Origin of the sequence: Jannaschia sp. W003, assembly GCF_025144335.1 — a bacterium.
GTDB lineage: Bacteria > Pseudomonadota > Alphaproteobacteria > Rhodobacterales > Rhodobacteraceae > Jannaschia.
Genome location: NZ_CP083539.1, coordinates 3,129,463 through 3,153,901 on the forward strand (window position 1 = coordinate 3,129,463; position 24,439 = coordinate 3,153,901).

The 24,439-nt window shown below is 73.3% G+C and carries 23 protein-coding genes; 8 read left to right on the forward strand and 15 right to left on the reverse strand.

Going from position 1 to position 24,439, the window contains the following annotated elements:
• The first annotated feature begins 2 nt into the window (after positions 1 to 2).
• The gene (locus K3554_RS15520) at positions 3 to 1,145 is read left to right on the forward strand and encodes a DUF1501 domain-containing protein (RefSeq protein ID WP_259941868.1); all 1,143 of its coding nucleotides are present in this window, start codon (positions 3 to 5) and stop codon (positions 1,143 to 1,145) included.
• Here the strand turns inward: K3554_RS15520 and K3554_RS15525 are convergent.
• Genes K3554_RS15525 through K3554_RS15535 form a run of 3 tightly spaced genes read right to left on the reverse strand, consistent with a single transcriptional unit; the run spans position 1,142 to position 2,888 of the window.
• Entirely contained in the window at positions 1,142 to 2,212 is a 1,071-nt protein-coding gene (locus K3554_RS15525; RefSeq protein ID WP_259941870.1) for a 5-(carboxyamino)imidazole ribonucleotide synthase, read from the reverse strand. The two genes, K3554_RS15520 and K3554_RS15525, sit on opposite strands and share 4 nt — an antisense overlap.
• A complete protein-coding gene (purE, locus tag K3554_RS15530) occupies positions 2,209 to 2,691 on the reverse strand; it encodes a 5-(carboxyamino)imidazole ribonucleotide mutase (RefSeq protein ID WP_259941883.1) in 483 nt (160 codons plus the stop codon). The genes K3554_RS15525 and purE overlap by 4 nt, the downstream gene beginning before the upstream one ends.
• Entirely contained in the window at positions 2,688 to 2,888 is a 201-nt protein-coding gene (locus K3554_RS15535; protein ID WP_259941886.1) for a YdcH family protein, read from the reverse strand. Before K3554_RS15535 ends, purE begins: the two co-directional genes overlap by 4 nt.
• A 181-nt stretch (positions 2,889 to 3,069) precedes the next feature.
• Here K3554_RS15535 and K3554_RS15540 point away from each other — a divergent pair, with 181 nt between their 5' ends.
• On the forward strand, positions 3,070 to 3,480 hold the full coding sequence (locus K3554_RS15540) for an Hsp20 family protein (RefSeq protein ID WP_259941889.1): 411 nt from the start codon (positions 3,070 to 3,072) through the stop codon (positions 3,478 to 3,480).
• Positions 3,481 to 3,523: 43 nt separating this feature from the next.
• Positions 3,524 to 3,748 carry a DUF1150 domain-containing protein gene (locus K3554_RS15545; RefSeq protein WP_259941893.1) on the forward strand — a complete coding sequence of 75 codons (225 nt, stop codon included), beginning with the start codon at positions 3,524 to 3,526 and terminating at the stop codon, positions 3,746 to 3,748.
• A 114-nt stretch (positions 3,749 to 3,862) separates the two neighbouring features.
• Here the strand turns inward: K3554_RS15545 and K3554_RS15550 are convergent, their stop codons facing one another.
• The 5 genes from K3554_RS15550 to trxB form a co-directional block, all read right to left on the reverse strand.
• Positions 3,863 to 4,225, reverse strand: coding sequence for a response regulator (locus K3554_RS15550; RefSeq protein ID WP_259941895.1), 363 nt, complete (start codon positions 4,223 to 4,225; stop codon positions 3,863 to 3,865).
• Between the two features lie 16 nt (positions 4,226 to 4,241).
• Entirely contained in the window at positions 4,242 to 5,570 is a 1,329-nt protein-coding gene (locus tag K3554_RS15555) for a CHASE3 domain-containing protein (protein WP_259941897.1), read from the reverse strand.
• Between the two features lie 81 nt (positions 5,571 to 5,651).
• Positions 5,652 to 7,373 carry a bifunctional sulfate adenylyltransferase/adenylylsulfate kinase gene (locus K3554_RS15560; protein WP_259941900.1) on the reverse strand — a complete coding sequence of 574 codons (1,722 nt, stop codon included), beginning with the start codon at positions 7,371 to 7,373 and terminating at the stop codon, positions 5,652 to 5,654.
• A gap of 107 nt (positions 7,374 to 7,480) precedes the next feature.
• A complete protein-coding gene (locus tag K3554_RS15565; protein WP_259941902.1) occupies positions 7,481 to 7,789 on the reverse strand; it encodes a hypothetical protein in 309 nt (102 codons plus the stop codon).
• 64 nt (positions 7,790 to 7,853) lie between these two features.
• Positions 7,854 to 8,879, reverse strand: a complete 1,026-nt coding sequence (trxB, locus tag K3554_RS15570) for a thioredoxin-disulfide reductase (protein WP_259941904.1) — start codon at positions 8,877 to 8,879, stop codon at positions 7,854 to 7,856.
• A gap of 216 nt (positions 8,880 to 9,095) precedes the next feature.
• Between trxB and K3554_RS15575 the strand changes: the two genes are divergently transcribed.
• A complete protein-coding gene (locus tag K3554_RS15575; protein WP_259941906.1) occupies positions 9,096 to 9,596 on the forward strand; it encodes an Lrp/AsnC family transcriptional regulator in 501 nt (166 codons plus the stop codon).
• A 92-nt stretch (positions 9,597 to 9,688) separates the two neighbouring features.
• Here K3554_RS15575 and K3554_RS15580 read toward each other — a convergent pair whose 3' ends face one another.
• On the reverse strand, positions 9,689 to 10,426 hold the full coding sequence (locus tag K3554_RS15580) for a Hint domain-containing protein (RefSeq protein ID WP_259941909.1): 738 nt from the start codon (positions 10,424 to 10,426) through the stop codon (positions 9,689 to 9,691).
• 141 nt (positions 10,427 to 10,567) lie between these two features.
• Here K3554_RS15580 and K3554_RS15585 point away from each other — a divergent pair, with 141 nt between their 5' ends.
• A complete protein-coding gene (locus tag K3554_RS15585) occupies positions 10,568 to 12,622 on the forward strand; it encodes a sulfotransferase (RefSeq protein WP_259941912.1) in 2,055 nt (684 codons plus the stop codon).
• A gap of 239 nt (positions 12,623 to 12,861) precedes the next feature.
• On the opposite strand, the gene hemC is transcribed toward K3554_RS15585, so the two are convergent.
• Positions 12,862 to 13,806 (reverse strand): hydroxymethylbilane synthase, encoded by a 945-nt coding sequence (hemC, locus tag K3554_RS15590; protein ID WP_259941914.1) that lies wholly within the window; start codon positions 13,804 to 13,806, stop codon positions 12,862 to 12,864.
• A 75-nt stretch (positions 13,807 to 13,881) separates the two neighbouring features.
• Here hemC and hemE point away from each other — a divergent pair, with 75 nt between their 5' ends.
• Entirely contained in the window at positions 13,882 to 14,931 is a 1,050-nt protein-coding gene (gene hemE / locus K3554_RS15595) for a uroporphyrinogen decarboxylase (RefSeq protein WP_259941917.1), read from the forward strand.
• Positions 14,932 to 14,998: 67 nt separating this feature from the next.
• Positions 14,999 to 16,153, forward strand: a complete 1,155-nt coding sequence (locus K3554_RS15600; protein ID WP_259941920.1) for an FAD-binding oxidoreductase — start codon at positions 14,999 to 15,001, stop codon at positions 16,151 to 16,153.
• On the opposite strand, the gene hemF is transcribed toward K3554_RS15600, so the two are convergent.
• Positions 16,150 to 17,025, reverse strand: a complete 876-nt coding sequence (gene hemF / locus K3554_RS15605) for an oxygen-dependent coproporphyrinogen oxidase (RefSeq protein ID WP_259941922.1) — start codon at positions 17,023 to 17,025, stop codon at positions 16,150 to 16,152. The two genes, K3554_RS15600 and hemF, sit on opposite strands and share 4 nt — an antisense overlap.
• A 268-nt stretch (positions 17,026 to 17,293) precedes the next feature.
• Between hemF and K3554_RS15610 the strand changes: the two genes are divergently transcribed.
• Positions 17,294 to 18,553, forward strand: coding sequence for a D-alanyl-D-alanine carboxypeptidase family protein (locus tag K3554_RS15610; protein ID WP_259941924.1), 1,260 nt, complete (start codon positions 17,294 to 17,296; stop codon positions 18,551 to 18,553).
• 110 nt (positions 18,554 to 18,663) lie between these two features.
• Here the strand turns inward: K3554_RS15610 and K3554_RS15615 are convergent, their stop codons facing one another.
• Genes K3554_RS15615 through K3554_RS15630 form a run of 4 tightly spaced genes read right to left on the reverse strand, consistent with a single transcriptional unit; the run spans position 18,664 to position 24,390 of the window.
• A complete protein-coding gene (locus tag K3554_RS15615) occupies positions 18,664 to 20,274 on the reverse strand; it encodes an ABC transporter ATP-binding protein (protein WP_259941927.1) in 1,611 nt (536 codons plus the stop codon).
• Entirely contained in the window at positions 20,271 to 21,449 is a 1,179-nt protein-coding gene (locus K3554_RS15620; protein WP_259941930.1) for an ABC transporter permease, read from the reverse strand. The genes K3554_RS15615 and K3554_RS15620 overlap by 4 nt, the downstream gene beginning before the upstream one ends.
• A 1-nt stretch (position 21,450) precedes the next feature.
• The gene (locus K3554_RS15625; RefSeq protein ID WP_259941933.1) at positions 21,451 to 22,530 is read right to left on the reverse strand and encodes a microcin C ABC transporter permease YejB; all 1,080 of its coding nucleotides are present in this window, start codon (positions 22,528 to 22,530) and stop codon (positions 21,451 to 21,453) included.
• The gene (locus K3554_RS15630) at positions 22,531 to 24,390 is read right to left on the reverse strand and encodes an extracellular solute-binding protein (RefSeq protein WP_259941935.1); all 1,860 of its coding nucleotides are present in this window, start codon (positions 24,388 to 24,390) and stop codon (positions 22,531 to 22,533) included.
• Positions 24,391 to 24,439: the final 49 nt, after the last annotated feature.

Sequence of the window (24,439 nt, forward strand, 5' to 3'; positions counted from 1 at the left end):
GCATGGACCGCCGTTCCTTCCTGCTTGGCTGCTCGCTCGCCGCCTCGCCCCTCGTCACGCCGATCTCGCTCGCCGCCGTGCCGGGGGACCGCCGGCTGGTGGTGGTGATCCTGCGCGGCGCCATGGACGGGCTCGACGCGCTCCAGCCCTTCGGCGACCCGGCGCTCCGGCTCCTGCGCCCCGACTTCGCGATCGGCCCCGGCGCGGGCGCCGTGGCGCTGACCGACTTCCACGCCATGCACGAGACCATGGCGCCGCTGCTGCCGTGGTGGCGCGAGGGGTCCCTGGGCTTCGTGCAGGCCGTCTCCACGCCCTACCGCGACGGGCGCAGCCACTTCGACGGGCAGGACATCCTGGAGGCCGGCACGCCGGGCATGCCGCCGGCCGCGCGCCGCGACGGCTGGCTGAACCGCCTCGTGGGCGTCCTTCCCGGCGCCCACGGGCGCACCGCCTTCGCGGTGGGGCGCGACCACATGGACATCCTCGCCGGCCCCGCCCCCCACGCCCGCTGGGCACCCGACGCCCAGCTGGAGGTCACCGACCCCACCGCCGACCTCCTGCGCCACGTCTACCACGACGACGCCCTGTTCCGCGCCTCGGCCACCGAGGCGCTGGCGCTCTCGGGCGATCCCTCCGATCCGCGCGACCGCGAGGCGACGTTCCGCTTCGCCGCCGAGCAGCTGCGCGGCGACACCCGCATCGCCACCATGTCGCTCGGCGGCTGGGACACGCACCAGAGCCAGATCGGCGGCAGCGGCCGCTTCGCCCAGACCATGCGCAAGCTGGTGGCCGGGCTGGCGGTTCTGCGCGAGACGCTGGGCCCCGACTGGGGGAACACGGCCGTGCTCGCCGTCACCGAGTTCGGCCGCACCGTGGCCCAGAACGGCACCCGCGGCACCGACCACGGGACCGGCGGCGCGGCGATCCTCGTGGGCGGCGCGCTGCGCGGCGGGCGGGTCTGGGGCGACTGGCCGGGGCTGGACGGGGGCGACCTCGTGGACGGGCGCGACCTGCGCCCCACGCGCGACGTGCGCGCCTACGCGGCGTGGCTGCTCGCGGGGCAGTTCGGGCTGGACCGCGCGACGCTGGAGGGCACGATCTTTCCGGGGCTGGAGATGGGCCCCGACCCGCGCCTGCTGGCCTAGGCGGGCCGCCCCCGCAGGCGGTTCGCGTGGCCCATCTTGCGGCCCGCGCGGACCTCGGCCTTGCCGTAGAGGTGGAGCTGCACCCCGCCCTCGCGCAGGAGCTGCGGCACGCGGTCCATGTCGGAGCCGATCAGGTTCTCCATCGTCACGTCCGCGTGGCGCGCGCCGTCGCCGAGGGGCAGGCCCGCCACCGCGCGCACGTGCTGCTCGAACTGGTCCACGGCGCAGCCGAGCTGCGTCCAGTGGCCGGAGTTGTGGACCCGCGGCGCGATCTCGTTGACCACGAGGCCCGCGTCGGTCTCGAACAGCTCCACCCCCATCACGCCCACGTAGTCGAGCGCGGCGGCGATGCGGCTGGCGATCAGCACGGCGTCGGTGCGGCGCGCGGGGCTGAGGGTGGCCGGCACGGTGGTGGTGCGCAGGATGCCGCCCTCGTGGACGTTCTCGCCCGGGTCGAAGGCGGCGGTCTCGCCGTCCTGCCCCCGCGCCACGATCACCGAGACCTCGCGGCGGAACGCCACGAACCCCTCCAGGATGGCCGGCGCGTCCGCCAGCGAGGCGAAGGCCGCTGCCGTTTCGCCGGCCTCGCGGATCACGGCCTGCCCCTTGCCGTCGTAGCCCATGCGCCGGGTCTTCAGGATCGCGGGGGTGCCGAACGCCTCCAGTGCGGCCTCCACCGCCGCCAGATCGGGCACGTCGCGGTAGGGCGCCGTGGCGAGGCCGAGGCCGGCGAGGAAGTCCTTCTCGGCCAGCCGGTCCTGCGCCGTCTCCAGCGCGCGGCGGCCGGGTCGCACGGGGGCGTGGGCCTCCACGGCGTCGAGGGCGCGGGCGGGCACGTTCTCCCACTCCAGGGTCACCGCGTCGCAAGTCCGCGCGAAGGCGGCCAGCGCATCGGCGTCGTCGTAGCCCGCCCGGGTGTGCGCGTGGGCCACGTCGGCGGCGGGGGCGTCGCCCGGCTCGAAGACGTGGGTGCGGTAGCCGAGGCGGGACGCGGCCACCGAGAGCATCCGGCCGAGCTGACCGCCGCCGAGAATGCCCAGCGTGGCGCCGGGGGGCAGCGGCGTCATTCGGGGCGCTCGGGGATCGACGCGGCGAGGGCCGCGCGCCAGTCGCACAGGCGCCGCGACAGCGCCTCGTCGGACAGGGCCAGGATCGCGGCGGCCATCAATCCTGCGTTCACCGCCCCCGCCGCGCCGATCGCCATGGTGGCGACAGGAAAGCCGCGCGGCATCTGGACGATCGAGTAGAGGCTGTCGAGGCCGCCCAGCGCCTCGGTTCGGATCGGCACGCCGATCACCGGCAGGTGCGTCTTGGAGGCCATCATGCCCGGCAGGTGCGCCGCGCCCCCGGCCCCCGCGATCACCACGCGGATGCCGCGGTCCGCGGCCGCGCGCCCGTAGTCCCACAGGCGGTCCGGCGTGCGGTGGGCCGAGACGATGCGCGCCTCGTGGGCGACGCCGAGCTCGCCCAGCACGTCGGCGGCGCCCCGCATGGCCGGCCAGTCCGAGGTGGAGCCCATGACGATCCCGACGGGAGCGGCGCTCATGCGATGATGTCCGGCAGCAGCTCGTCCTCGATGCGGGCGATCTGGTCCTTGAGGGCCAGCTTCTGGCGCTTGAGGCGGCCCACCTGCAAGAGGTCCGGCGCGGCCCGCTCCATCAGCGCCCCGATCGCGTCGTCGAGGTCGCGGTGCCGCTGGCGCAGGACGACGAGCTCTGCGCGCAGCACGTCCTCGTGGTCCATTCTCCGGGGGGGTGCGGTCAAGGGCCTTCCTCGCGTCGACGTGATGCGGGCTTACCCGATCCCCCCGCCCGCGCCAAGCACGCCGGGGTTGTTCCGGCGCGCCCGCCCCCCACATGATGGTTCGAACCGGCGCCGCCTGGCGGGCCGGACCCACGGATCGCTCCCGAGGAGGACCCGCACCATGAGCAAGCCGACCTTCGGCACCCATCCCTTCCTGCTCGGCTTCGACGAGCTGGAGCGTCTGGTGGAGCGCACCGCGCGCGCCTCCGACGGATACCCGCCCTACAACATCGAGCGCACCGGCGAGCACGGCTTCCGGATCACGCTCGCGGTGGCGGGCTTCGAGGAGGCGGACCTGGAGATCACGCTCGAGGACCGCCAGCTCGTGGTGCGCGGCCGCGCCGCCGACGAGGGCGAGCGCGTCTGGCTCCACCGGGGCATCGCCGCCCGCCAGTTCCAGCGCGCCTTCGTGCTGGGCGACGGCGTGGAGGTGGAGGGCGCCAAGCTCCGCAACGGGCTGCTCGACATCGACCTGCAACGATCGGCGCCCGAGAACGTTGTCACCAAGATCAAAATCGAGTCGGCCCGATGACCATCGCGGCGCCGCTTCGGCCACTGCGAGAGGAGGCCTGCGCATGAACACCACCGAGCACGAGGCGGAGAACGCGACCGTCTACGTCCGCAAGGTCGCCCTGGTCGACCTGCCCAGGGCCGTGCGCGAGGAGGCGCGCGAGACCGGGCTGGAGGAGCTCTACGCGCTCCACCGCGAGGACGGCGAGCAGGTGGCCCTGGTGGGCGACCGGACCTTGGCCTTCACGCTGGCGCGGCAGAACCACCTGAACCCGGTGAGCGTGCACTGAGCCGCCGGGGCGGCCCGTGCCGCCCCGCGCACCGACGAACGAGAGAGGCGCCGTCCGCATCCGCGGATCGGCGCCTCTCTCGTTCCGGGGGCCGCGCGGCCCGCGACGGGGGTGTCAGCCGGCGGTCACCGCGGCAGCGAGGGTCCGCACGAGGTCCTCGGGGCGGGTGGGCTTGATCAGGATCGGGACGTCGTCGCCGTAGCGGCGGCGCAGCTCGCACAGGTCGGCGCGGCCCGTGTGGAACACGAAGGGCTTGCCTTCGGCGGCCAGACGGTCGGCCAGCGGGAACACCGGGGTGCCGCGCAGGTCCACGTCGAGCACGGCGGCATCCACCGCGGAGGCGGACGTCTCCATCGCGCTGTCGAGCGAGAAGCAAGGCCCGGTCACGCAGGCGCCCTCGTCCTCCAGGGTGATCGACAGGTCGACGGCGAGCAGCGCCTCGTCCTCCACCACCAGGATATTGAGATCATCCAGCATTGTGCCTCACTCGGTTTCAGTCCGGGCCCTCGTGTTGCCTTGGAACGACAATACGGACCGCGATGCCGGCTTCCGTCACCTGGCGGTCTATCGTCGCACCCAGTTGCTGCAGGGCCGTGTCCAGCAGTCTGGTACCGAAACCTTCCGAGGCGCCGATCCGTTCCGGTCCGGAGGCGCAAAATTCGATCCAGTCGAGCGAGAACCCGTTCGCCCCCTGGCCCGCGATGCGCGCCTCCACATGGGCGCTCGGCCGGGAAAACCCACCGTATTTCCGTGCGTTGGTCGCCAGCTCGTTGACGATCAGCCCGATCGGGGTGATCGATTCCTCGGTCGCGGCGGCATTTCCCGAAATGCGCAATTGCTCGGGCGCGTCGGCGTAGGCCCCCGCCACGCTGCGCAGGAGCTGCGCCATGCCCACCGCACCGCGCTCGCCGTCGGCCTCGCCCAGCGACAGGGCGTGGGCGCGGCCCAGCGCGTCGATGCGCGCGCGGATCGCGGCCACCGTCTCGCGGGTGTCGCCCGGCGTCTCGCGCGCCGTGGCGCTGACAATCGAGGAGGTGATCGCGAACAGGTTCTTGATGCGGTGCGACAGCTCGCGGCGCAGGAGGTCCACGCGGTCCCGCTCGGCGCGCACGGAGTCGAGCGTGGTGCGCAAGGTCAGGTCGCGCGCGGCGTGGTAGCCCAGCCACGCCGTCAGGGCCGCCACCGCCACCAGGAGCGCGATGGCCAGCCCCACCAGCATGGCGAGCCGGTCGCGCGCCCGGTCCGCCTCGCCGCGGCTCACGGCGCGCGCGCGCTGCTCGATGCGGCGCATGGTGCCGATCACCGCCTGCACCTGCTCGGCCAGTTCCCGGCTCAGGCGCGAGCGCACGAGGGCGCGCATCGCCTCGTCGTGGCCCGCCTCGTGCATCGCCAGCGTCTCGGACAGCTCCAGCAGTTTCGATTCGATCGCCCGCCGCACGGTGGCGAAGCGCGCGACCTGCTGGGGGTCGCCCCCGGCGGCGAGGCGCGCGCTCGTCTCGTCGAGGGCGACGGGGAGCCGGCCGATCGCGCGCTCGTAGGCCGCGAGGCTCTCGGGCTCGCCGGTCAGCAGGTAGCCCCGCTGCCCGTTCTCGGCGACGAGCGTCAGCTCCAGGATGGTCTCGAGGCGCAGCAGCGTGTCCACGGTGGCCTCGCCGCGGGCCGAGGCGCGGTCGCCGGCGATGCGCTGGCCCTGGATCGCCACCGCCACCATCAGCGTCGCGCTCAGCAGAAGCGCGAGCGCCGTCGCCGCCCCGAGGCGCCAGGGGACCGAACGGATCACCCCGCGCCCGCGCGCGCCGTCGCTCTTCCACAAGGCTGCCACCACCGCTCCGCCGTCCCGCTTCGCCCGGCCCCCACTAAGGGCCGGGCGCCGCCCCGCGCAAGCGGGGGGGATTCCGGCCGGTCAGGTGGTGCCGATCAGGCCCATGCCCTCGAGCTTGAGCAGCACCTGCTGGGCGCAGTTGTCGACCTCGAAGCCTTCCGTGTCGACCACCAGCTCGGCCTCGGTGGGCGCCTCGTAGGGGTCGGAGATGCCGGTGAACTCGGGGATCTTGCCCTCGCGCGCCAGCTTGTAGAGGCCCTTGCGGTCGCGGCGCTCGCACTCCTCCAGCGAGGTGGCGACGTGGACCTCGACGAAGGCGCCGTAGGCCTCGATCATCTCGCGTGCCGCGCGGCGGGTGGCCGTGTAGGGCGCGATGGGCGCGCAGATGGCGATGCCGCCGTTCTTGGTGATCTCCGAGGCGACGTAGCCGATGCGCCGGATGTTGATGTCGCGGTGCTCCTTGGAGAAGGTCAGCTCCGAGGAGAGGTGCTTGCGCACCACGTCGCCGTCGAGCAGCGTCACGGGACGGCCGCCCATCTCCATCAGCTTCACCATCATCGCGTTGGCGATCGTGGACTTGCCCGAGCCCGAGAGGCCGGTGAAGAACACCGTGAAGCCCTGCTTCGAGCGCGGCGGCGAGGTGCGGCGCAACTCCTTGACCACCTCGGGGAACGAGAACCACTCGGGGATCTCCAGCCCTTCGCGCAGGCGGCGGCGCAGCTCGGTGCCCGAGATGTTGAGGATCGTGACGTTATCCTTGTCCTCGATCTCGTCGGCCGGCTCGTACTGGGCGCGCTCCTGCACGTAGACCATGTGCTTGAAGTCGACCATCTCGAGGCCGATCTCCGCCTCATGCTCGCGGAACAGCTCCTGCGCGTCGTAGGGGCCGTAGAAGTCCTCGCCCTGGCTGTTCTTGCCGGGGCCCGCGTGGTCGCGGCCCACGATCATGTGGGTGCAGCCGTGGTTGCGGCGGATGATGCCGTGCCACACCGCCTCGCGCGGGCCGGCCATGCGCATGGCGAGGTTCAGCAGCGACATGGTGGTGGTGGCCTGCGGGTACTTGTCGAGCACCGCCTCGTAGCAGCGCACGCGGGTGAAGTGGTCCACGTCGCCCGGCTTGGTCATGCCCACCACCGGGTGGATCAGCAGGTTGGCCTGCGCCTCCTTGGCGGCGCGGAACGTCAGTTCCTGGTGGGCGCGGTGCAGCGGGTTGCGCGTCTGGAAGGCGACCACGCGGCGCCAGCCGAGCTTGCGGAAGTAGGCACGCATCTCGTTGGGCGTGTCGCGCCGCGCCCGGAAGTCGTAGTGGGTGGGCGGCTGGAGGCCGGTGATGCGCCCGCCGAGGTAGACCGGACCGGCGCTGTTGTGCAGGTAGTTCACGGCCGGGTGCGCGAGGTCGTCGGCGCCGTAGACCTTCTCCGCCTCGCGGTGCTTGTCGGGCGACCACTTGTCGGTGACCGACAGGATCGCGAGGATCACGCCCTCGGCGTCGCGCAGGGCGATGTCGGTGCCCTCCTCGATCCCGTCCGCGAACGTCTCGGAGACGTCGAGCGTGATCGGCATCGGCCAGAGCGTACCGTCCTCGAGGCGCATCTCCTCGACCACGCGGTCGTAGTCGGCCTCGCCGAGGAAGCCCGTCAGCGGGGCGAAGCCGCCGTTCATCAGCAGCTCGAGGTCGCAGACCTGGCGGGGGTTCAGGTCCCACGAGGCCAGCGCGCCGGCCTCGTGCTTGAGCTTCTGCGCACTGTCCCAGGACACGTACAGTTCGGGAATCGGAACGAGATTGGGGGCGTTGAACGACATCGGCGGCCTCGGCAGTGGAATTTCCCCCGCCCCTAGTCACCGTTTGTGGCCGAATTCAAGCGCGCCCGGCGCATTGCCGGAATGCGCCCCGCGCCCCGCCGCGGCGCCTAGAGGAAGGGCGCGAGGCAGGCCAGCTGGTCGGGGTCGCGCACGGGCTGTCCGCGCACCACGTCGATCGCCGCGAGGCCTACGGGGTCCTCGGGGCGCGCGTCGAGGAAGGCGTCGATCGGCGCCGCGTCGCCGGCCGCGATCGCGCCGCCCAGCAGCGCGTCGCGCTCCGGCACCGCGAGGGGGCAGCTGCGGCCCTCGGCGAGGCTGCGCGCGGTCTCCAGCGACGGGTTGGCGCTCGGGGCCGGCGCGCCCGCGTTGCAGGCGGCCAGGAGCAGCGGAAGGGCGGCGAGGGGGGCGAGGCGCATGGGGAGGGTCTCCGTCGGGGTCGGCCCTGCTTAGGCCGGCGCGGCGGGCGCGGGCAAGGCGCGCCTACTCGGCCGGCTCGCTCGCGCCCTCGTCCACGGGCGCGCCGTAGCCCAGAGGCTCGCGCACGTCGTCCGCCGGCCCCGCGTCCTGCCCGTGCTCCGCGAGGAACCGCTCGGCCTCGAGGGCTGCCATGCAGCCCATGCCCGCCGAGGTCACGGCTTGGCGGTAGATGTGGTCGGTCAGGTCTCCGGCCGCGAACACGCCCGGGATCGAGGTCGCCGTGGAGTCGGGCTTCGTGACCACGTAGCCGCCCATGTGCGTCTCGAGGATGTCCTTCACCAGACCGCTCGCGGGGGCGTGGCCGATGGCGACGAACACCCCCTTGCAGGGCAGCTCGCGCGTCTCGCCGGTCTCGCGGTGGGCGAGGCGCACCGACTCCACGCCGCGCGGCATGTCGGTGCCGAGGATCTCGTCCACCACGTGGTCCCAGACGACCTCGACCTTGGGGTGCTTGAACAGGCGGTCTTGCAGGATCTTCTCGGCGCGCAAGGCGTCGCGGCGGTGCACGAGGGTGACCTTCGACGCGAAGTTGGTAAGGAACAGCGCCTCCTCCACGGCGGTGTTGCCGCCGCCCACCACCACGACCTCCTCTCCGCGGTAGAAGAACCCGTCGCAGGTGGCGCAGGCCGACACGCCGAATCCCTTGAACCGCTCCTCCGATTCCAGCCCAAGCCATTTCGCCTGTGCGCCGGTGGCGAGGATCAGGGCGTCGGCGGTGTAGGTGGTGCCCGAATCGCCGTGGGCTGTGAAGGGACGCTTCGACAGGTCGAGCGAGGAGATGTGGTCGCCGACGATCTCGGTGCCCACGGCGCGGGCGTGGGCCTCCATGCGCTCCATCAGCGCGGGGCCCTGCACCTCGGTGTCGCCGGGCCAGTTCTCGACCTCGGTGGTGATGGTGAGCTGCCCGCCCGGCTGGATGCCCTGCACCAGCACCGGCTCCAGCATGGCGCGCGAGGCGTAGACGGCGGCGGTATAGCCGGCGGGGCCGGAGCCGACGATCAGGACGCGGCTGTGCTTGGTGTCGGACATGGGCGGACTCCTCGGATGGGCGGCCCCCGATATGGGCGGGAATCGCCATCGACGGAAGGGGCACACGCACGCGCGGGACGGCCCCTCCGTCTTCGTTCCGGAAATACCTCGGGGGAGCGCCCGACGGGCGCGGGGGCGGAGCCCCCTTCCGCGAAACTTTCTTGCGCGCAGGCCTCCCGCATGGGAAGGAAACGCCACGAAACAGGAAGGACCCCCATGGCCAGCGGCAAGCTCGACCCGATCGACCGGCAGATCCTCGCGGAGCTCCAGGCCGACGGGCGCATGACCAACGTGGAGCTGGCGCGGCGCGTGGGCATCAGCGCGCCCCCCTGCCTGCGCCGCGTGCGCGCGCTGGAGGAGGCGGGGCTGATCCGCGGCTACCACGCGGACGTGGACGCGCGGCGACTCGGCTTCGAGGTGCAGGTCTTCGCGATGGTGTCGCTCCAGCGCCAGGCCGAGGCCGACCTCGCCGCCTTCGAGGCCCGCGCTCGCGAATGGCCCCTGGTGCGCGAGTGCCACATGCTCAACGGCGAGATCGACTTCATCCTCAAGTGCGTCGCGCCCGACCTTCCGACCTTCCAGCAGTTCCTGACCGGCGCGCTGACCGCCGCCGACAACGTGGCGAGCGTGAAGACCTCGCTGGTGATCCGCGGCGCGAAGGACGCGCCCGGCGTGCCCTTCGAGGTGCTGGAGGCCCGCCTCGCCGAGGAGGCCTGACGCCCGCCATCCGGACACGTCGCGGGGGGCGTGTCCCCAGGCACGCCCCCCGCTCCCCACCCCCCGGTTCCCCTCGCGGCCCCCCCGGCCGGTCAGGGAAGGTTCAGCGACTGCGCCTCCGTCGCCGTGAGGTACGGGATCCGCGCCGCGCCGAAGCCCTCGGCCAGCGGCGGGATCAGCCGATGCAGCGCCTCGAGCGTGGCGGGCGTGACCCGGCGCATCATCTCGCGCGCGGGGTGGTAGCTACCCACGGCGATGCCGCCGACGATCACCGCCTCCTGCCCCTCGCAGGCCAGCCCGTAGGTGGCGACCTCGCCGGGGGGCTGCACGGCGATCACGTGCATCGCGTCCTCGAAGGCCGCCACGGGCGCGAAGGCCGCGTCGCTTCCCACCAGGGGGCGGCAGCGCGGCCCCTCGGCCAGCACGTGCGCGCCCGCGCCCAGCACCACGTCGCCCGCGGGGCGCCCGCGCCCGAAGGCGCCCTCGCCGATCCGGTAGAGCGTGGGCCGCGCCTCGGTCGGCCCGTGGCTGCGCGAGCCGCACCAGCGCAGCGCGGCGCTGCCCGACGGCGTGCGCACCCGGTCGCCCGGCAAGAGGTCCTCCACGGCGACGGGGCCGCGCGGGGTCTCGATGGGGGTGCCCCGCGCGAAGGTGGCGACGACGTCGCCGACGGCGCCCTCGGCCGGCAGGCGCAGCGTCTCCCAGCGCTCGCGGCCCTGCGCGTCGAGCCAAGACACGTCGTAGGTGGCGAGCGGCCCCTCCGGCACCGCCGGCGGAACCGCGCGGGCGCCCTGGCGGAAGGAGGATGGCGGATGGCGTTCGGCAGACATGGGGCGGCCCCCCTCGTGTGGCGGCCCCCACCGCTGCGCCGGTTATCGCGGCGCGGGGCGCATCGAGCAAGCGGCATGGGAGAAACAGCGGGTTTCCACCGCCCTCGCGCCCCGCCGCACCCCCGTGCTAGGGCGCGCCCCATGACCGCCGATGCCGCAACGCTCCGCCGCCTGCTCGACACGGGCCGCCCCCTCCTCGCCATGGCCCGCGCCCGCGAGGCCGCCGCCGACGCCGACCCCCGGACGCTGCAGGCCTGCGCGCGCGTGGCGCTCGAGGTCGGCGCGCCCGCGGAGGCCGAGGCGTGGCTGGACCGGGCGCTGGAGGCCCGCCCGCGCGAGGCCGCCCTGTGGGCCGACCGCGCGCTGGCGGCCCACGCGGCGGACGGCGCGCGGGCCTTCGGGCGCCGCGTGCGGGATGCGGGCCTGCCGCCGGCCTTCGCCGCCGCCCTGGGCGAGCTGGCCTCGGGGCGCGGCGCGCGCGCGCAGGGCACCGGGGGGCTGGCGCCGAAGGCGCTGGCCGGGGCGCAGCGGCGGCTGGACGCGGGCGACTGGCGCGGCGCCGAGGCGGCGCTCGCAGGGGCCACGCCCGGCGCGGTGCCGCTCGGCCTCCTGGCCGAGGCCCGGCTCGGGCGCGGCGACGGCGCGGGCGGCGCGCAGGCGCTGCAGCGCGCCGCCGCCGCGGAGCCCTGGGTCGCGGCCACCCGCGCGCGCCTCGCCGAGGTCGCCGCGCGCGTGCAAGGCCCGGCGGCGGCGCTGCCGCAGGCGGCCGAGGCGGCGCGCCTCGCCCCCCGCCTCGCCGCGCCGGCCGTGCTCGCCGCCCGGCTCGCCCTCGCGGCCCGCGCGCCGGCGCTCGCCCGCCTGGCCAGTGCCGCGCTGCGCCTCGCGCCCCGCGACCCCCACGCCCTGCGCTGCGCCGCCGAGGCCGCCCTCGCCCGCGACCCGCGCACCGCCCTCGCCCACCTGCGCCGCATGCCCGAGAATGCACCGGGCCGCGCCCTGCTGGAGGCCCGCGCCCTCGCCGCGGCGGGCGAGGACGAGGCGGCGCTCGACGCCTACGGCGCGATCCTCACGGAGGCCCCCACCGACCTCGCCGCGCTGACGGGCCGGGCGCAGCTCCTTCAGTCGCTGGGCCGCGCGGAGCCCGCCGAGACCGACCTGCGCGCCGCGATCCGCGCCCACCCCGGCGCGGGGCTTGCGATGCGCGCGCTGGCCTACGGCACCGCGCTCGCGCCCGACGATCCGGTGCTGCCGGTGATGCGCGCCGCCCTCGACGGCCCCGAAGGCCGGCTCGCCGCCTACGCCCTCGCCCGCGCCGAGGCGCCCCACGCCCCCGAGGCCGCCGCCGCGCACCTCGCCCGCGCCAACCGTCTCCAGTCCGAGGCCTTTCCCTACGACGCCGAGGCCGACGCCGCCGGCTGGGCGCGGATCGCAGGGCCCCTGTGGAACGCCCTGCGCGACGTGCCGCCCTCGGACAGCCCGGCCCGACCGGTCTTCGTGACCGGCCTGCCACGCTCCGGCACGACGCTGGTCGAGCAGGTGCTGGCCGCCCACCCCGCGCTTCGGGCCGGCGGCGAGATGGGGGTGCTGCAACCGGCGCTCGCCCCGCTCTACGACGCCGCCGAGGCCGGGATGGCCCCGCCCCTGCGCGCCGCCGCCGACGCCTACGTGGACGCGGTCGAGCGCCTGCGCGGGCCGGGACGCATCACCGACAAGTCGATCCACACCTTCCTGCACGTCGGCGCGGTGCTGCGGGCCATGCCGCAGGCGAGCGTCGTCGTGGTGCGCCGCGACCCCCGCGACACCGCGCTGTCGATCTGGCGCAACCACTTCCCGGACGGCACCCACCGATACGCGGCCACCTGGGAGGGCATCGCCGAGCACGTCGCCCTGTTCGAGGCCGCCCTCGCCCACTGGCGCGCCGCGCTGCCCGAGGATGCCTTCCACGAGATCGCCTACGAGGACCTCCTCGCCGACCCCGAGGGGCGCGCCCGCGCCCTGCTGGACGCGTGCGGTCTGGAATGGGACGCCGACGTCCTGCGCTTCCACGAGCGCGCGGGACGGGTGGACACGCTCAGCTTCGAGCAGGTGCGCGCGCCGATGCACGCGGGCCGCGTGGGTGCCTGGCGGCGGCACGCGGCGGAGCTGGAGCCGCTCGTCGCCGCGCTGGAGCGGCGCGGGGTGGCGCTCCCGGACTGAGCACACGGGCCCCGCCCCGGCCTCGCGCCAGAGCCCCAGGCCGCCGCTTGCGCAATCGCTGGGGAGCTAAGCGCCCCTGGTTGGCGAAGGTCCCGGCGCGAGGCCGGGGCGTGGCGTACCCGTGACGTCCGCTGCGCCCCGGGCTTGACCCGGGGCCTCCGGCTGCCCGTCGGCACCGTCACTCCGGAGCGGAGCCCTCCCCGCAAGCAAAGGCCCCGGCGCAAGGCCGGGGCTTGGCCCTACCCCGCCCGCCAGTCGAAGAACCCCCGCGGCGCGCGGCCCGAGAGGTCCCGCGCGAGGCGCTCGCCCAGCTCGGCCCCCTCGCCCTCCACCGCCTCGCCCTCGGCCGTCAGCACCTCCGACCCGTCGGGCCGCAGGATCTCGCCCCGGAACCGCAGGCGCCCGCCCTCCAGCTCCGCCAGCCCCGCGATCGGCGTCTCGCACGACCCGTCGAGGGCGGCGAGGAACGCTCGCTCGCAGGCCAGCCGCAGGCCCGTGGGGGCATCATGGATCGCCGCCAGCATCGCACCCGCCCGGTCGTCGGCCCCGCGCCGCTCGATCCCGATGGCGCCCTGCGCGATCGCGGGCAGCATCTCCGCCGGCTCCAGCGCCGTGCGAGGCACCTCGGCCATCGCCAGCCGGTTCAGCCCCGCCACCGCGAGGAACGTGGCGTCCGCCACCCCCTCGCGCAATTTCCGCATCCGCGTCTGCACGTTGCCCCGGAACTCCACCACCCGCAGATCGGGCCGCCGGTGCCGGAGCTGCGCGCCCCGCCGCAGCGACGACGTGCCCACGACGGCCCCCTCCGGCAGCGCCGCCAGCGTGCCCCCGTCCAGCGCCACGAAGGCGTCGCGCGGGTCCTCGCGCGGCAGGTACGCGTCGAGCACCAGCCCCGCGGGCTGCTCGGTCGGCATATCCTTCATGGAATGGACGGCCACGTCGATCGCGCCCGCCAGCAGCGCCTCCTCGATCTCCTTCGTGAACAGCCCCTTGCCGCCGATCTCCTTCAGGGGCCGGTCCTGCACCCGGTCGCCGGTGGTCTTGATCGCGACCACCGCGAACGCCTCCTCCGGCAGCCCGTGCGCCCGCATCAATCTTGCCCGCGTCTCGTGCGCCTGCGCCAGCGCCAGGGGCGAGCCGCGGGTGCCGATGCGGAACGGGCGGTCGGGGGTCGGCAGGTCCATGGGCGCTCCTCGGGGGTTTGACACTCCATCCCCGGCCCCGCATTCGCTGTCCAGCCCCCGACCCGGAGACGCCCCTTGCCCGACGCCGCCGCCGCCAAGCCCCTCCTGCGCGCCCTCGCCGGCGAGACGCTGCCCGTGCCCCCCGCCTGGATGATGCGGCAGGCGGGCCGCTACCTGCCCGAGTACCGCGCCACCCGCGCCGAGGCCGGCGACTTCCTGAGCCTCTGCTACGATCCCGAGCGCGCCACCGAGGTCACGCTTCAGCCCATCCGCCGCTTCGGCTTCGACGCCGCGATCCTCTTCGCCGACATCCTGCTGGTCCCGCAGGCGCTGGGCGCCGACCTGTGGTTCGTGACCGGCGAGGGCCCGCGCCTGTCCACGATCACCACGCCCGCCGGGGTCGCAGCATTGAAGCCCGCGGACGCCATCCACGACCACCTCGCCCCAGTGTACCAGACCGTCCGCAACCTCGCGGGCGCCCTGCCCGCGCCGGTCGCCCTGATCGGCTTCGCCGGCGCGCCCTGGACCGTGGCCACCTACATGATCGCCGGCCGCGGCACGCCCGACCAGGGGCCGGCCTACGCCCTGATCCGCGAGGACCGCGCGACCTTCGAGGCCCTGCTGGACCGCATCGAGGCCGCCACGGTCGAGTACCTCTCCGCACAGGTCGAGGCCGGCGCCGAGGTCGTGAAGCTTTTCGACTCGTGGGCCGGCTCGCTGGAGGGCGGCGACTTCCGGCGCTACTCCGTCGAGCCCATGCGCCGCATCACCCAGGCCCTGAAGCGCCGCCACCCCGGCCTGCCGGTCATCGCCTTCCCGCGCGGCGCCGGCGCCCGCTACGAGGGGCTCCACGCCGCCATCGGCGCCGACTGCATCGCGCTCGACGACGGGGTCGAGGCCGCGTGGGCCGCCGCGCATGTCCAGGCAGGGGGTTGCGTGCAGGGCAACCTCGCCTCGCGCCACATGGTGACCGGGGGCGAGGCGATGGACGCCGAGATCCGGCGCATCCGCGACGCCTTCGCGGGGGGGCCGCACGTGTTCAACCTCGGGCACGGGATCACGCCGGATGCGGATCCGGAGAACGTGGCGCGGATGCTGGCGGTGTTGCGGGAGCAACAGACGTAGCAGGGGGCTTTGCCCCCCGGCGCTGCGCGCCTCCCCCCAAGGTATTTTCGAAACGAAGACGGGGATCATGGAGCGCTTCGATTTCATCGTGATCGGCGGGGGGATGATGGGGGCGCCCTGCGCCCGCTACCTCGCCGAGGCGGGGCATTCCGTGGCGCTGGTCGCGGCGCCCGAACCGGCGCCGGGCGGCGCGGGGCCGTTCGCGAGCCACCATGACGCCGCCCGCATCGCACGGGCACTGGCCTCCGATCCGGACTGGGCGCGCCTCGGGGCGCGGTCGATGGCGCGCTACGCCGACATCGAGGCGCGCTCGGGCGAGCGCATCTTCCGCCGCTCCGGGGGCGTACTGGCGGGGCTGCGGGCGGGACCGCTTGCGGGCTTCACCAAGCGGTTCCTCGCCGTGGCGAGCGGCATGGACCCCGCGCCCGCGGTGGCGGAGGGCGACGCGGGCGGATGGACCCTGCCCGAAGGGTCGGTGGCCGCCTGCGAACCGGGCGGCGGCTGGATCGACCCCCGTGCCATGGCGCGCGCGCAGGTGCGGCTGGCCGAGGCGGCGGGCGCGCAGGTGTTCCCGCAGGCCGCCATCGCCCGCGCGGGCCGGGACGTCACGCTCGCCGACGGCACGCGACTCTCGGCGGGACACGTCATTGTCGCCTCCGGTCCCCACGCCGCCTCCGACGGCTTCCTCCCCCGCCGCCCCGCGATGACCGTTTGGGCGCGCACCGTCGCCTTCGTGGAGGTGGACGAGACCGAGGCGGAGCGACTGGCGGACCTCTCCACCCTGATCTGGGTGCCGGGCGAGACGTGGACCCACGACCTCTACGCCCTGCCCCCGGTGCGCTACCCGGACGGGCGCTGGCGCCTCAAGGTGGGCGGACAAGGCGCGAGCGGGCCGCGGATCGAGGATGCGGCGGACATGGCCGCGTGGTTCCACGGGCCGGGCGACCCGGAGGTGGGCGCCGCCCTCCTCGCCGAGCTGCGCCGCGCCCTGCCCGGCTTGCGCGAGGCCGCCACCAGCACCGGCCCCTGCGCCGTGGTCTGGACCGAGACCGGCTTTCCCTACGTCGATGCCGCTGGTCCGGGCGTCACCGTCCTCGCGGGCGGCAACGGCGCCGCGGCGAAGTGCGGCGACGAGTTGGGGCGGCTGGGCATGCTCCGGGCCACCGGCGCGGAGCTGGCGGGCGAGGGCTACCGAGCCACCTTCGAGGCCCGCTGGGCCTAGGGCCAGGCGGCCAGCGGCGGCAGGCTCATCAGCACGGCATCCGGGTCGTGCCCCGTCTCCAGCCCGAACTTCGTGCCCCGGTCGTAGACGAGGTTGTACTCCGCGTAGAGCCCCCGGTGCGCGAGCTGCGCCGCGCGGTCCGCCTCGTCCCACGCTTGTGCGCGCCGCCGCTCCACCAGGGGCACGAACGCGGGCAGGAACGCCCGCCCCACCCCTTGCGTGAACGCGAAGTCCGCCTCCCAGTCGCCGGTATCGAGGTCGTCGTAGAAGATGCCGCCCACGCCCCGCGCCCGCTTGCGGTGGGGCACGAAGAAGTACTCGTCGGCCCAAGCCTTCAGCCGCGCGTAGCGCCCCGGCTCGGCGGCCTCGCAGGGCTCGCGCATCGTGGCGTGGAAATGCTCGGTGTCCTCGGCGTAGGGGATTGCGGGGTTCAGGTCGCTGCCGCCCCCGAACCACGCGCCGTGAGGGGTCCAGAACATGCGGGTGTTCATGTGGACAGCCGGCACGTGGGGGTTCGCCATGTGCGCCACGAGGCTGATCCCGCTGGCCCAGAAGCGCGGGTCGGCGGCCATGCCCGGCAGGTCCTTGCGCGCCGCCATCGCCGCCACGGCGCGGGGGCTCAGGCGCCCGTGCACCTCGGACCAGTTCACGCCCACCTTCTCGAAGAGGCGCCCGCCGCGCATCACCGACATGACGCCGCCCCCCGCCTCCGAGCCGTCCTCGGCGGTGCGCCGCGTCTCGGTCACGTCGAAGCGCCCCGGCGCGCCGTCGCCGGGCGTCCCGGCCTCCAGCGCCTCGAAGCGGGCGACGATCTCGCCGCGCAGGGATCGGAACCACGCGGCGGCGCGGCGGCGGCGGTCGGTATCGGGCATGGGCGCTCCTCTCGATGCGCCCCCGATCTGGACCGGCGCCGCCGCGCGGACAAGCGCCGCGGGGGCGGGCCGGGGCCGGTTCGCGGCGGTTCCGTGGCGGGCCGGCGACCGGATCGTGGCGAAGGTGAGGCGAGTTTCTGGCATTGTTCACAACCTGAGGTAAAACTCGCCGTTGCAAGAGTTTTGCTGGATTCGAAGGGTCCTTCGACGTAGGCTCGACGCAAATCAGTGGACCCGGAAACCGGGCCGCAGGGCAGTGAGCAGTATCATGAACATCTTTTCCCGGGGCCTTTCGGCCCTCCTCCTCGTCGTGTCCGTCCTGGCCGCGCCGGCCTCCGCCGCGCCCTACGCCGAGTTCCTCATGGACGCGCGCACCGGCGAGACCCTGCGGGCGCGCAACGCCGAGACCCCGCTGCATCCCGCGTCGCTGACCAAGATGGTCACGCTCTACATCGCCTTCGAGGCGGTGCGCCGCGGCGAGATCACCCTCGACACCCAGGTGCCAATCAGCCGCAACGCCGCGCGCACGCCCTACGCCATCGGCTTCCGCGCCGGCAGCACCGTGCCGCTGCGCTACCTGCTGCGCGCCGCTGCCGTGCGCTCCTCGAACGACGGGGCGGTGGCGATCGCCGAGGCGGTGTCCGGCTCCGTGGACGCCTTCTCGGCCCGCATGAACCGCACCGCCCGCGCGCTCGGCATGAAGAGCTCCACCTTCAAGAACCCCCACGGCCTGACCCAGAAGGGCCACATGAGCACCGCCGAGGACATGAGCATCATGGGCCGGCGGCTGTTCTACGACTACCCCGAGTACTACAACCTGTTCGGCCGCCGCACGACCAACATCGGCATCAAGACGGTGCGCAACACCAACCGCCGCGTGCTCGACGCCTACGAGGGCGCCGACGGCATCAAGACCGGCTTCACCAACGCCGCCGGCTTCAACCTCGTGGCCTCGGCCGAGCGCGGCGGCGTGCGCGTGATCGCCACCGTGTTCGGCGGCCGCTCGGCCACCACCCGCAACCAGCGCATCATGGAGCTGTTCGACCTGGGCTTCCAGCGCGCCCCCCGCAACGTGGCCGAGCGCCGGCCCGCCGCGCCCGCCTACAGCGGCCTGCCGCCCGCCGGCCCCGCCGCGCCCGCGCGCTCGCGCCGCCCCATGATGCGTCCCGGCGACGAGGGCGTTCTGGTGGCCCGCGCTGAGGGCACCGCGACGATCCTCGTCGCCGCCGCCTCGCCCGAGCCGCGCCCCGACGCGCCCGTGCTCGAGGTGGTGCGCCGCGCCGAGGCCGGCAGCGGCATCTACGGCATCACCCTGCCCCGCCAGCCCTCGCGCTGGGAGGCCGACAAGCTCCTCCTGCGAACCGCGTTGCAGGAACTCGAGGCGCTCGACGACGCGCTGCGGCAGGTGGCGCAGGTGGCAGGCGGCTACGAGCCGTCCTTCGTGGGCCTCAGCCAGCGTGAGGCGCAGCGCGCCTGCCTGCGCCTCCAGGCCCGCGAGGTGGAATGCCGGGTGACCTTCGGCTCGTGAGTCCTCCCCCTCACGAGCCGGCTCGCGCCCTCCCTCGCGAGCCACGGACGGGGCGGCGCAGTGCGCCGCCCCGCTTCGTTTCGGAAGTGTAGATTCGCGGTTCGCCCGGCCTAGACCGCGACCACGGCCTCCTCGGCGCGCAGGTCGAAGGCGGCGGCCATCAATGCCCGCGTGTACGGGTGCTGCGGCGCCTCGAAGATCGCCGCCGCCTCGCCCTGCTCCTTCACGTCGCCGCGCTGCATCACCACGAGCTGGTGGCTCAGCGCCCGCACCACCTTCAGGTCGTGCGAGATGAACAGGTAGGCCAGCCCGTAGTCGCGCTGGAGACGGCGCAGCAGCTCCACGATCTGCACCTGCACCGTCTGGTCGAGCGCCGAGGTCGGCTCGTCGAGCACCACCAGCTTCGGGCGCAGGATCATGGCCCGCGCGATGGCGATGCGCTGGCGCTGCCCGCCCGAGAACTCGTGGGGGTAGCGGTCCATGGTGGCCGGGTCGATGCCGGTCTCGCGGAGGATCTCGGCCACCTGCTCGCGGTGGGGGCGGCTGTCGCCGGTGTCGTGGAGGCGCAGCCCCTCGGCCACGATCTCGGCCACGGTCATGCGCGGGGAGAGCGATCCGAACGGGTCCTGGAACACGATCTGCATGCCCTGCCGCAGGGGCCGCATGGCCTTGGACCGCAGCCCGTCGATGTCGCGCCCCATGAACACGATGCGCCCGTCCGAGGAGATCAGCCGCATGACGGCCAGCGCCAGCGTGGTCTTTCCGGAGCCGCTCTCGCCCACGATGCCCGTGGTCTCGCCCGCGCGCACCCGCACGGAGGCGTCGTTCACGGCCTTCACGTAGCCCGCGGTGCGGCGCAGCAGGCCCTTGTGGATCGGGAACCAGACCCGCAGCCCCTCGGTGCGCGCGATCTCGGGGGCGCCCTCCGGCACGGGGTCGGGGCGGCCCTTCGGCTCGGCCTCCAGGAGCGTGCGCGTGTAGGGGTGCTGGGGGTTGGCGAAGATCTCGGCCGTGGGGCCGGTCTCCACGATCTCGCCGTGCTGCATCACGCAGACCCGGTCGGCGAAGCGGCGCACGATCCCGAGGTCGTGGGTGATGAACAGCATCGCCATCCCCTCGTCCCGCTGGAGGTCGGCCAGGAGGTTCAGGATCTGCGCCTGGATGGTCACGTCGAGCGCCGTGGTCGGCTCGTCGGCCACCAGCAGCTCCGGCCCGTTGGCCAGCGCCATCGCGATCATCACCCGCTGGCGCTGCCCGCCCGAGAGCTGGTGGGGATAGGCGCCGAGCCGGGTCTCGGGATCGGGGATCCCGACCTTGCCGAGAAGATCGAGGATGCGCGCGCGCACCGCCTTCCCCTCCAGCCCCTGGTGGAGGCGGATCGACTCGGCCAGCTGCTTCTCGATGGTATGCAGCGGATTGAGCGAGGTCATCGGCTCCTGGAAGATGAAGCTGATGTCGTTGCCGCGCACGTCGCGCAGGGCGTCCTCGGAGGCGCCCACCATCTCGCGGTCGCGGTAGCGGATCGAGCCGCCGATCACCGCCGAGTCTGGCAGGAGCGACACGGTGGACAGGGCGGTCACGGACTTGCCCGAGCCGGACTCTCCCACCAGCGCCACGGTCTCGCCCTCGGCCACGTCGAACGAGACGCCGCGCACGGCATGGGTCTCGGTCGATCCTTGCCGGAAGCGGATGTCGAGGCCCCGGACCTTCAGGAGGTTCATGCGTTGCCCTCGGCGGCGGTGGACGAGGCCTGCGGCACCGTCGCGATGGGCGGCGCGGGCTCGGCGGTGAAGGTCTTGCGCGGATCGAAGGCGTCGCGGATGCCCTCGAAGATGAACACCAGCAGCGACAGCATGATCGCGAAGGTGAAGAACGCGGTGAAGCCCAGCCACGGCGCCTGGAGGTTCTGCTTGGCCTGCAGGGTCAGCTCCCCCAACGAGGGCGCCGAGGACGGCAGGCCGAAGCCCAGGAAGTCGAGCGAGGCGAGGCTCCCGATCGTGCCCGTCACGATGAAGGGCAGGAACGTGACCGTGGCCACCATGGCGTTGGGCAGCACGTGACGGAACATGATGGTGGCGTCGCCCACGCCCAGCGCGCGGGCGGCGCGCACGTACTCGAAGTTGCGCGCGCGCAGGAACTCGGCCCGCACCACGCCCACGAGGGCTGTCCATCCGAACAGCGTCATCAGGAACACCAGCAGCCAGAAGTTCATGGGCAGGATCGCGGCCACGATGATGATGATGTAGAGGCTCGGCACCCCGCCCCAGATCTCGATCACGCGCTGGAAGATCAGGTCCAGCCAGCCGCCGAAGTAGCCCTGCACCGCGCCCGCCGCGATGCCGATGACGGAGGTCAGCACGGTCACGATCAGCGCGAAGGCCACCGACAGGCGGAAGCCGTAGATCACCCGCGCCAGCACGTCGCGCGCGGTGTCGTCCGTGCCCAGCCAGTGCTCGCCGTCGGGCGCCGAGGGCGCGGCGCCCTCGATGTCGGACACGGTGTCGAAGCTGTAGGGGATCGGCGGCCAGAGCAGCCATCCCCGCTCCACCGCCTCGCCATTGAAGGCGCCCGTGGCCTCCACCTCCGCGATGACCTCGTCGGGGGTGTCGAAGCAGTCCTCCAGCCCGCCTGAGACCACGAGGCACTGCACCTCGGCGTCGCGGTAGGCGGCCTCGGTGCGGAAGTCGCCGCCGAACGCCGTCTCGGGGTAGAAGCGCATCACGGGGACGTGGAGCTCGCCCCGGTAGCCGACCAGCAGCGGCTTGTCGTTGGCGATGAGCTCGGCGACCAGCGACAGGCTGAAGAGGACCGCGAAGATCCAGAACGACCAGAGCGCGCGGCGGTTCGCGCGGAAGTTCGCCAGCCGGCGGCGGTTCAGGGGGGACAGGAGCGCCATCTCAGGTCTCCCGGCTCTCGAAGTCGATGCGCGGATCGACCCAGATGTAGGTGAGGTCGGTGATCAGCCCCATCACGAGGCCGATCAGCGAGAAGGTGAAGAGCGTGCCGAACATCACCGGGTAGTCGCGGCTCACGGCGGCCTCGAAGCCGAGACGCCCCAGCCCGTCGAGCGAGAAGATCGTCTCGATGATGAGCGAGCCGCCGAAGAAGACGCTTACGAACAGCGCCGGAAAGCCCGAGATCACGATCAGCATCGCGTTGCGGAACACGTGGCCGTAGAGGACCTGGCTCTCGCGCAAGCCCTTGGCCTTGGCGGTCGTCACGTACTGCTTGCGGATCTCCTCCAGGAACGAGTTCTTGGTCAGCAGCGTCAGCCCCGCGAAGGCCGAGATGGTGGAGGCGACGACGGGCAGCGTGATGTGCCAGATGTAGTCCCCCACCTTGGCCAGCGGCGAGAGCTGGTCGAAGTTGTCGGAGGTCAGGCCGCGCAGCGGGAAGATCTGGAAGTACGAGCCGCCGGCGAACATCACCAGCAGGAGGATCGCGAACAGGAATCCGGGGATGGCGTAGGCCACGATCACGATTCCGGAGGTCCAGGTGTCGAAGCGCGAGCCGTCGCGCACCGCCTTGCGGATGCCCAAGGGTATCGAGATCAGGTAGGCGATCAGCGTCGACCACAGCCCCAACGTGATCGACACGGGCATCTTCTCGAGCACGAGGTCGACCACGGAGATGGAGCGGAAGTAGCTCTCGCCGAAGTCGAAGCGCATGTAGTCCCACATCATGTTCAGGAACCGCTCGAGGGGCGGCTTGTCGAAGCCGAACTGCCGCTCCAGCTCGGCGATGAACTCAGGCGGCAGGCCGCGCGCGCCGGCATAGCCGGAGGTCTCGGCGCCGGTGGCCAGCTCCGAGCCGCCGCCCGCGATGCCCTCGAACACGTCGCCCCCGCCCTCCAGCTGCGCCAGCACCTGCTCGACGGGGCCGCCCGGCACGAACTGCACCAGCGCGAAGTTGATGATCATGATCCCCAGCAGCGTGGGGATCATGAGCAGGAGCCGCCGGAGGACGTAGGCACCCACCTAGAGCGCCCCGGCGGCGCGCAACTCGGCGGCACGCTCGGCGTCGAACCACCAGAAGTCGAGCACGCCCAGCGCGTAGGGCGGCAGCGCCTCGGGGTGGTCGTACTGGTCCCAGTAGGCGACGGTGTGGACGTCCTTGAACCACTGCGGGATCCAGAACCCGTAGGCCCGCAGCACCCGGTCGAGCACCCGCGACTGGAGCTGCACCGCCTCCAGCGATTCCAGCCCGTCGAAGCCCTCCACGATGCGGTCCACCGCGGGGTCCGTCAGCGCCATGAGGTTGCGACTCGAATCCTCGGCCGTCGACGAGTGGAACCACTGCTTGAGCCCGGTCATGGTCGGCTCGAACCCTTGGGTCGGCGTGTGGTTCGCCAGGTCCCAGGCGCCGGTGCGGCGCAGCTCGGTGTACTGGGCCGGGTCCACCCGCCGGAGCGAGGCGTCCACGCCGATGCCGCGCAGGTTCTCCACATACGGGTTCACGATGCGGTCGAAGGCGGGCGAGGTCTGCAGGATCACCAGCTCCAGCGTCTCGCCGTCCTTGCGGCGCATCCCATCGTCGCCGGTGACCCAGCCGGCCTCCTCCAGGAGGCGCGAGGCGGTGCGGCGCGTGCCCCGCGGCGGCTGGTTCTGGGCCGCGTCGTTCACGAACGGCATCCGCGCCTCGTCCGTGAGGATCGAAGGATCGAGCAGCCCCTCGTCCACCAGCGGCTGCAGGATCGCGATCTCCTCGTCCGAGGGCGCACCCACGGCCATCAGCTCGGTGTTCTGCCAGAAGCTCTGGGGCCGCTCGTAGAGGCCGTAGAACAGCGTGTCGTTGGCCCACTCGAAGTTCAGCATCATGGCGATCGCGTCGCGCACGCGGGGGTCCTGGAACTTCGGGTCGCGCAGGTTGAACACGAAGCCCTGCGCGTCGCCGATGTTGCCGTCGGGCAGCTCCACCACCTTGACCCAGCCCTTCTCGACGGCCGGGAAGTCGTAGGCGGTGGCCCACTGCTTCGAGGAGTTCTCGTCGCGGAACGTGTACTCGCCCGCCTTGAACCCTTCGAGGGCGGCGGCGCCGTCGGCGAACACCTCCACGCGCACGGCGTCGAAGTTGTGCCGACCAACGTTCATCCAGTGGTCCTCGCCCCACCAGTCGTCGACGCGCCGGTAGGTAACCGACCGCCCCATGTCCACGTCGCCCATCGCATAAGGCCCGGTGCCGAGGAACGGGCGCTCCAGGCTCTCGTCGAGGCGCAGGCCGTCGCGTTCGAACTCGGCCTTCGAGAACACCGTGCCCCCGCCCGCGAAGCCGATCACGTCGAGGCGCGGCGCGTCGGGCTGGAAGTTGAAGCGGATGCGATGCGGTCCCAGCACCTCGACCGACTCCACGAAGTTCTCGACCACGGCGCGGTACTCGAGGATGCCCTGCTCCATGATCAGGTCGTGGGTGAAGGCCACGTCCTCGGCGGTGAAGGGCGTGCCGTCCGAGAAGGTGACGTCCTCGCGGAGGTTGAAGATCACCCAGTCCTTGGACTCGGGGTACTCCATGGTCGTGCACAGGTAGCAGTACGAGGCGTAGGCGTCGTCGGCGGTGCCCTGCAGGATCCCCTCGGGGATCAGCGCGCGCACCGTGGTCTCCTCGACGCCCTTGCGGGTGTAGCCGTTGAAGCTGTCGAAGGTCGACTGCGTGCTCAGGCTGATCTCGCCGCCGCGGGGGGCGTCGGGGTTCACGTAGTCCAGCCGCTCGGCGTCGGGGCCGTATTTCGGCTCGCCGAAGTTGGCGTAGGCGTGGGTCTCGATCACCGTCTCGTGGGCGTCGGCCAGGAGGACGGAAGGGGCCGCGGCGGCGAGCGCGCCCGCGGCGAGAAGGCGGAACATCGGCAATCCTCTCCCAAATCGCTTCCCGGACACCTACGGACGGCGCGCC

Bases quoted from the DNA above. Each gene is read 5' to 3' on its own strand.
- K3554_RS15610 (WP_259941924.1), top strand. From the start codon at position 17,294: ATGAACATCTTTTCCCGGGGCCTTTCGGCCCTCCTCCTCGTCGTGTCC.
- K3554_RS15580 (WP_259941909.1), bottom strand. From the start codon at position 10,426: ATGTCTGCCGAACGCCATCCGCCATCCTCCTTCCGCCAGGGCGCCCGC.
- hemC (WP_259941914.1), bottom strand. From the start codon at position 13,806: ATGGACCTGCCGACCCCCGACCGCCCGTTCCGCATCGGCACCCGCGGC.
- purE (WP_259941883.1), bottom strand. From the start codon at position 2,691: ATGAGCGCCGCTCCCGTCGGGATCGTCATGGGCTCCACCTCGGACTGG.
- K3554_RS15615 (WP_259941927.1), bottom strand. From the start codon at position 20,274: ATGAACCTCCTGAAGGTCCGGGGCCTCGACATCCGCTTCCGGCAAGGA.
- K3554_RS15575 (WP_259941906.1), top strand. From the start codon at position 9,096: ATGGCCAGCGGCAAGCTCGACCCGATCGACCGGCAGATCCTCGCGGAG.
- K3554_RS15600 (WP_259941920.1), top strand. From the start codon at position 14,999: ATGGAGCGCTTCGATTTCATCGTGATCGGCGGGGGGATGATGGGGGCG.
- K3554_RS15565 (WP_259941902.1), bottom strand. From the start codon at position 7,789: ATGCGCCTCGCCCCCCTCGCCGCCCTTCCGCTGCTCCTGGCCGCCTGC.
- K3554_RS15540 (WP_259941889.1), top strand. From the start codon at position 3,070: ATGAGCAAGCCGACCTTCGGCACCCATCCCTTCCTGCTCGGCTTCGAC.
- K3554_RS15525 (WP_259941870.1), bottom strand. From the start codon at position 2,212: ATGACGCCGCTGCCCCCCGGCGCCACGCTGGGCATTCTCGGCGGCGGT.
- K3554_RS15620 (WP_259941930.1), bottom strand. From the start codon at position 21,449: ATGGCGCTCCTGTCCCCCCTGAACCGCCGCCGGCTGGCGAACTTCCGC.
- K3554_RS15535 (WP_259941886.1), bottom strand. From the start codon at position 2,888: ATGGACCACGAGGACGTGCTGCGCGCAGAGCTCGTCGTCCTGCGCCAG.
- K3554_RS15585 (WP_259941912.1), top strand. From the start codon at position 10,568: ATGACCGCCGATGCCGCAACGCTCCGCCGCCTGCTCGACACGGGCCGC.
- K3554_RS15520 (WP_259941868.1), top strand. From the start codon at position 3: ATGGACCGCCGTTCCTTCCTGCTTGGCTGCTCGCTCGCCGCCTCGCCC.
- hemF (WP_259941922.1), bottom strand. From the start codon at position 17,025: ATGCCCGATACCGACCGCCGCCGCCGCGCCGCCGCGTGGTTCCGATCC.
- K3554_RS15630 (WP_259941935.1), bottom strand. From the start codon at position 24,390: ATGTTCCGCCTTCTCGCCGCGGGCGCGCTCGCCGCCGCGGCCCCTTCC.
- trxB (WP_259941904.1), bottom strand. From the start codon at position 8,879: ATGTCCGACACCAAGCACAGCCGCGTCCTGATCGTCGGCTCCGGCCCC.
- K3554_RS15560 (WP_259941900.1), bottom strand. From the start codon at position 7,373: ATGTCGTTCAACGCCCCCAATCTCGTTCCGATTCCCGAACTGTACGTG.
- K3554_RS15550 (WP_259941895.1), bottom strand. From the start codon at position 4,225: ATGCTGGATGATCTCAATATCCTGGTGGTGGAGGACGAGGCGCTGCTC.
- K3554_RS15545 (WP_259941893.1), top strand. From the start codon at position 3,524: ATGAACACCACCGAGCACGAGGCGGAGAACGCGACCGTCTACGTCCGC.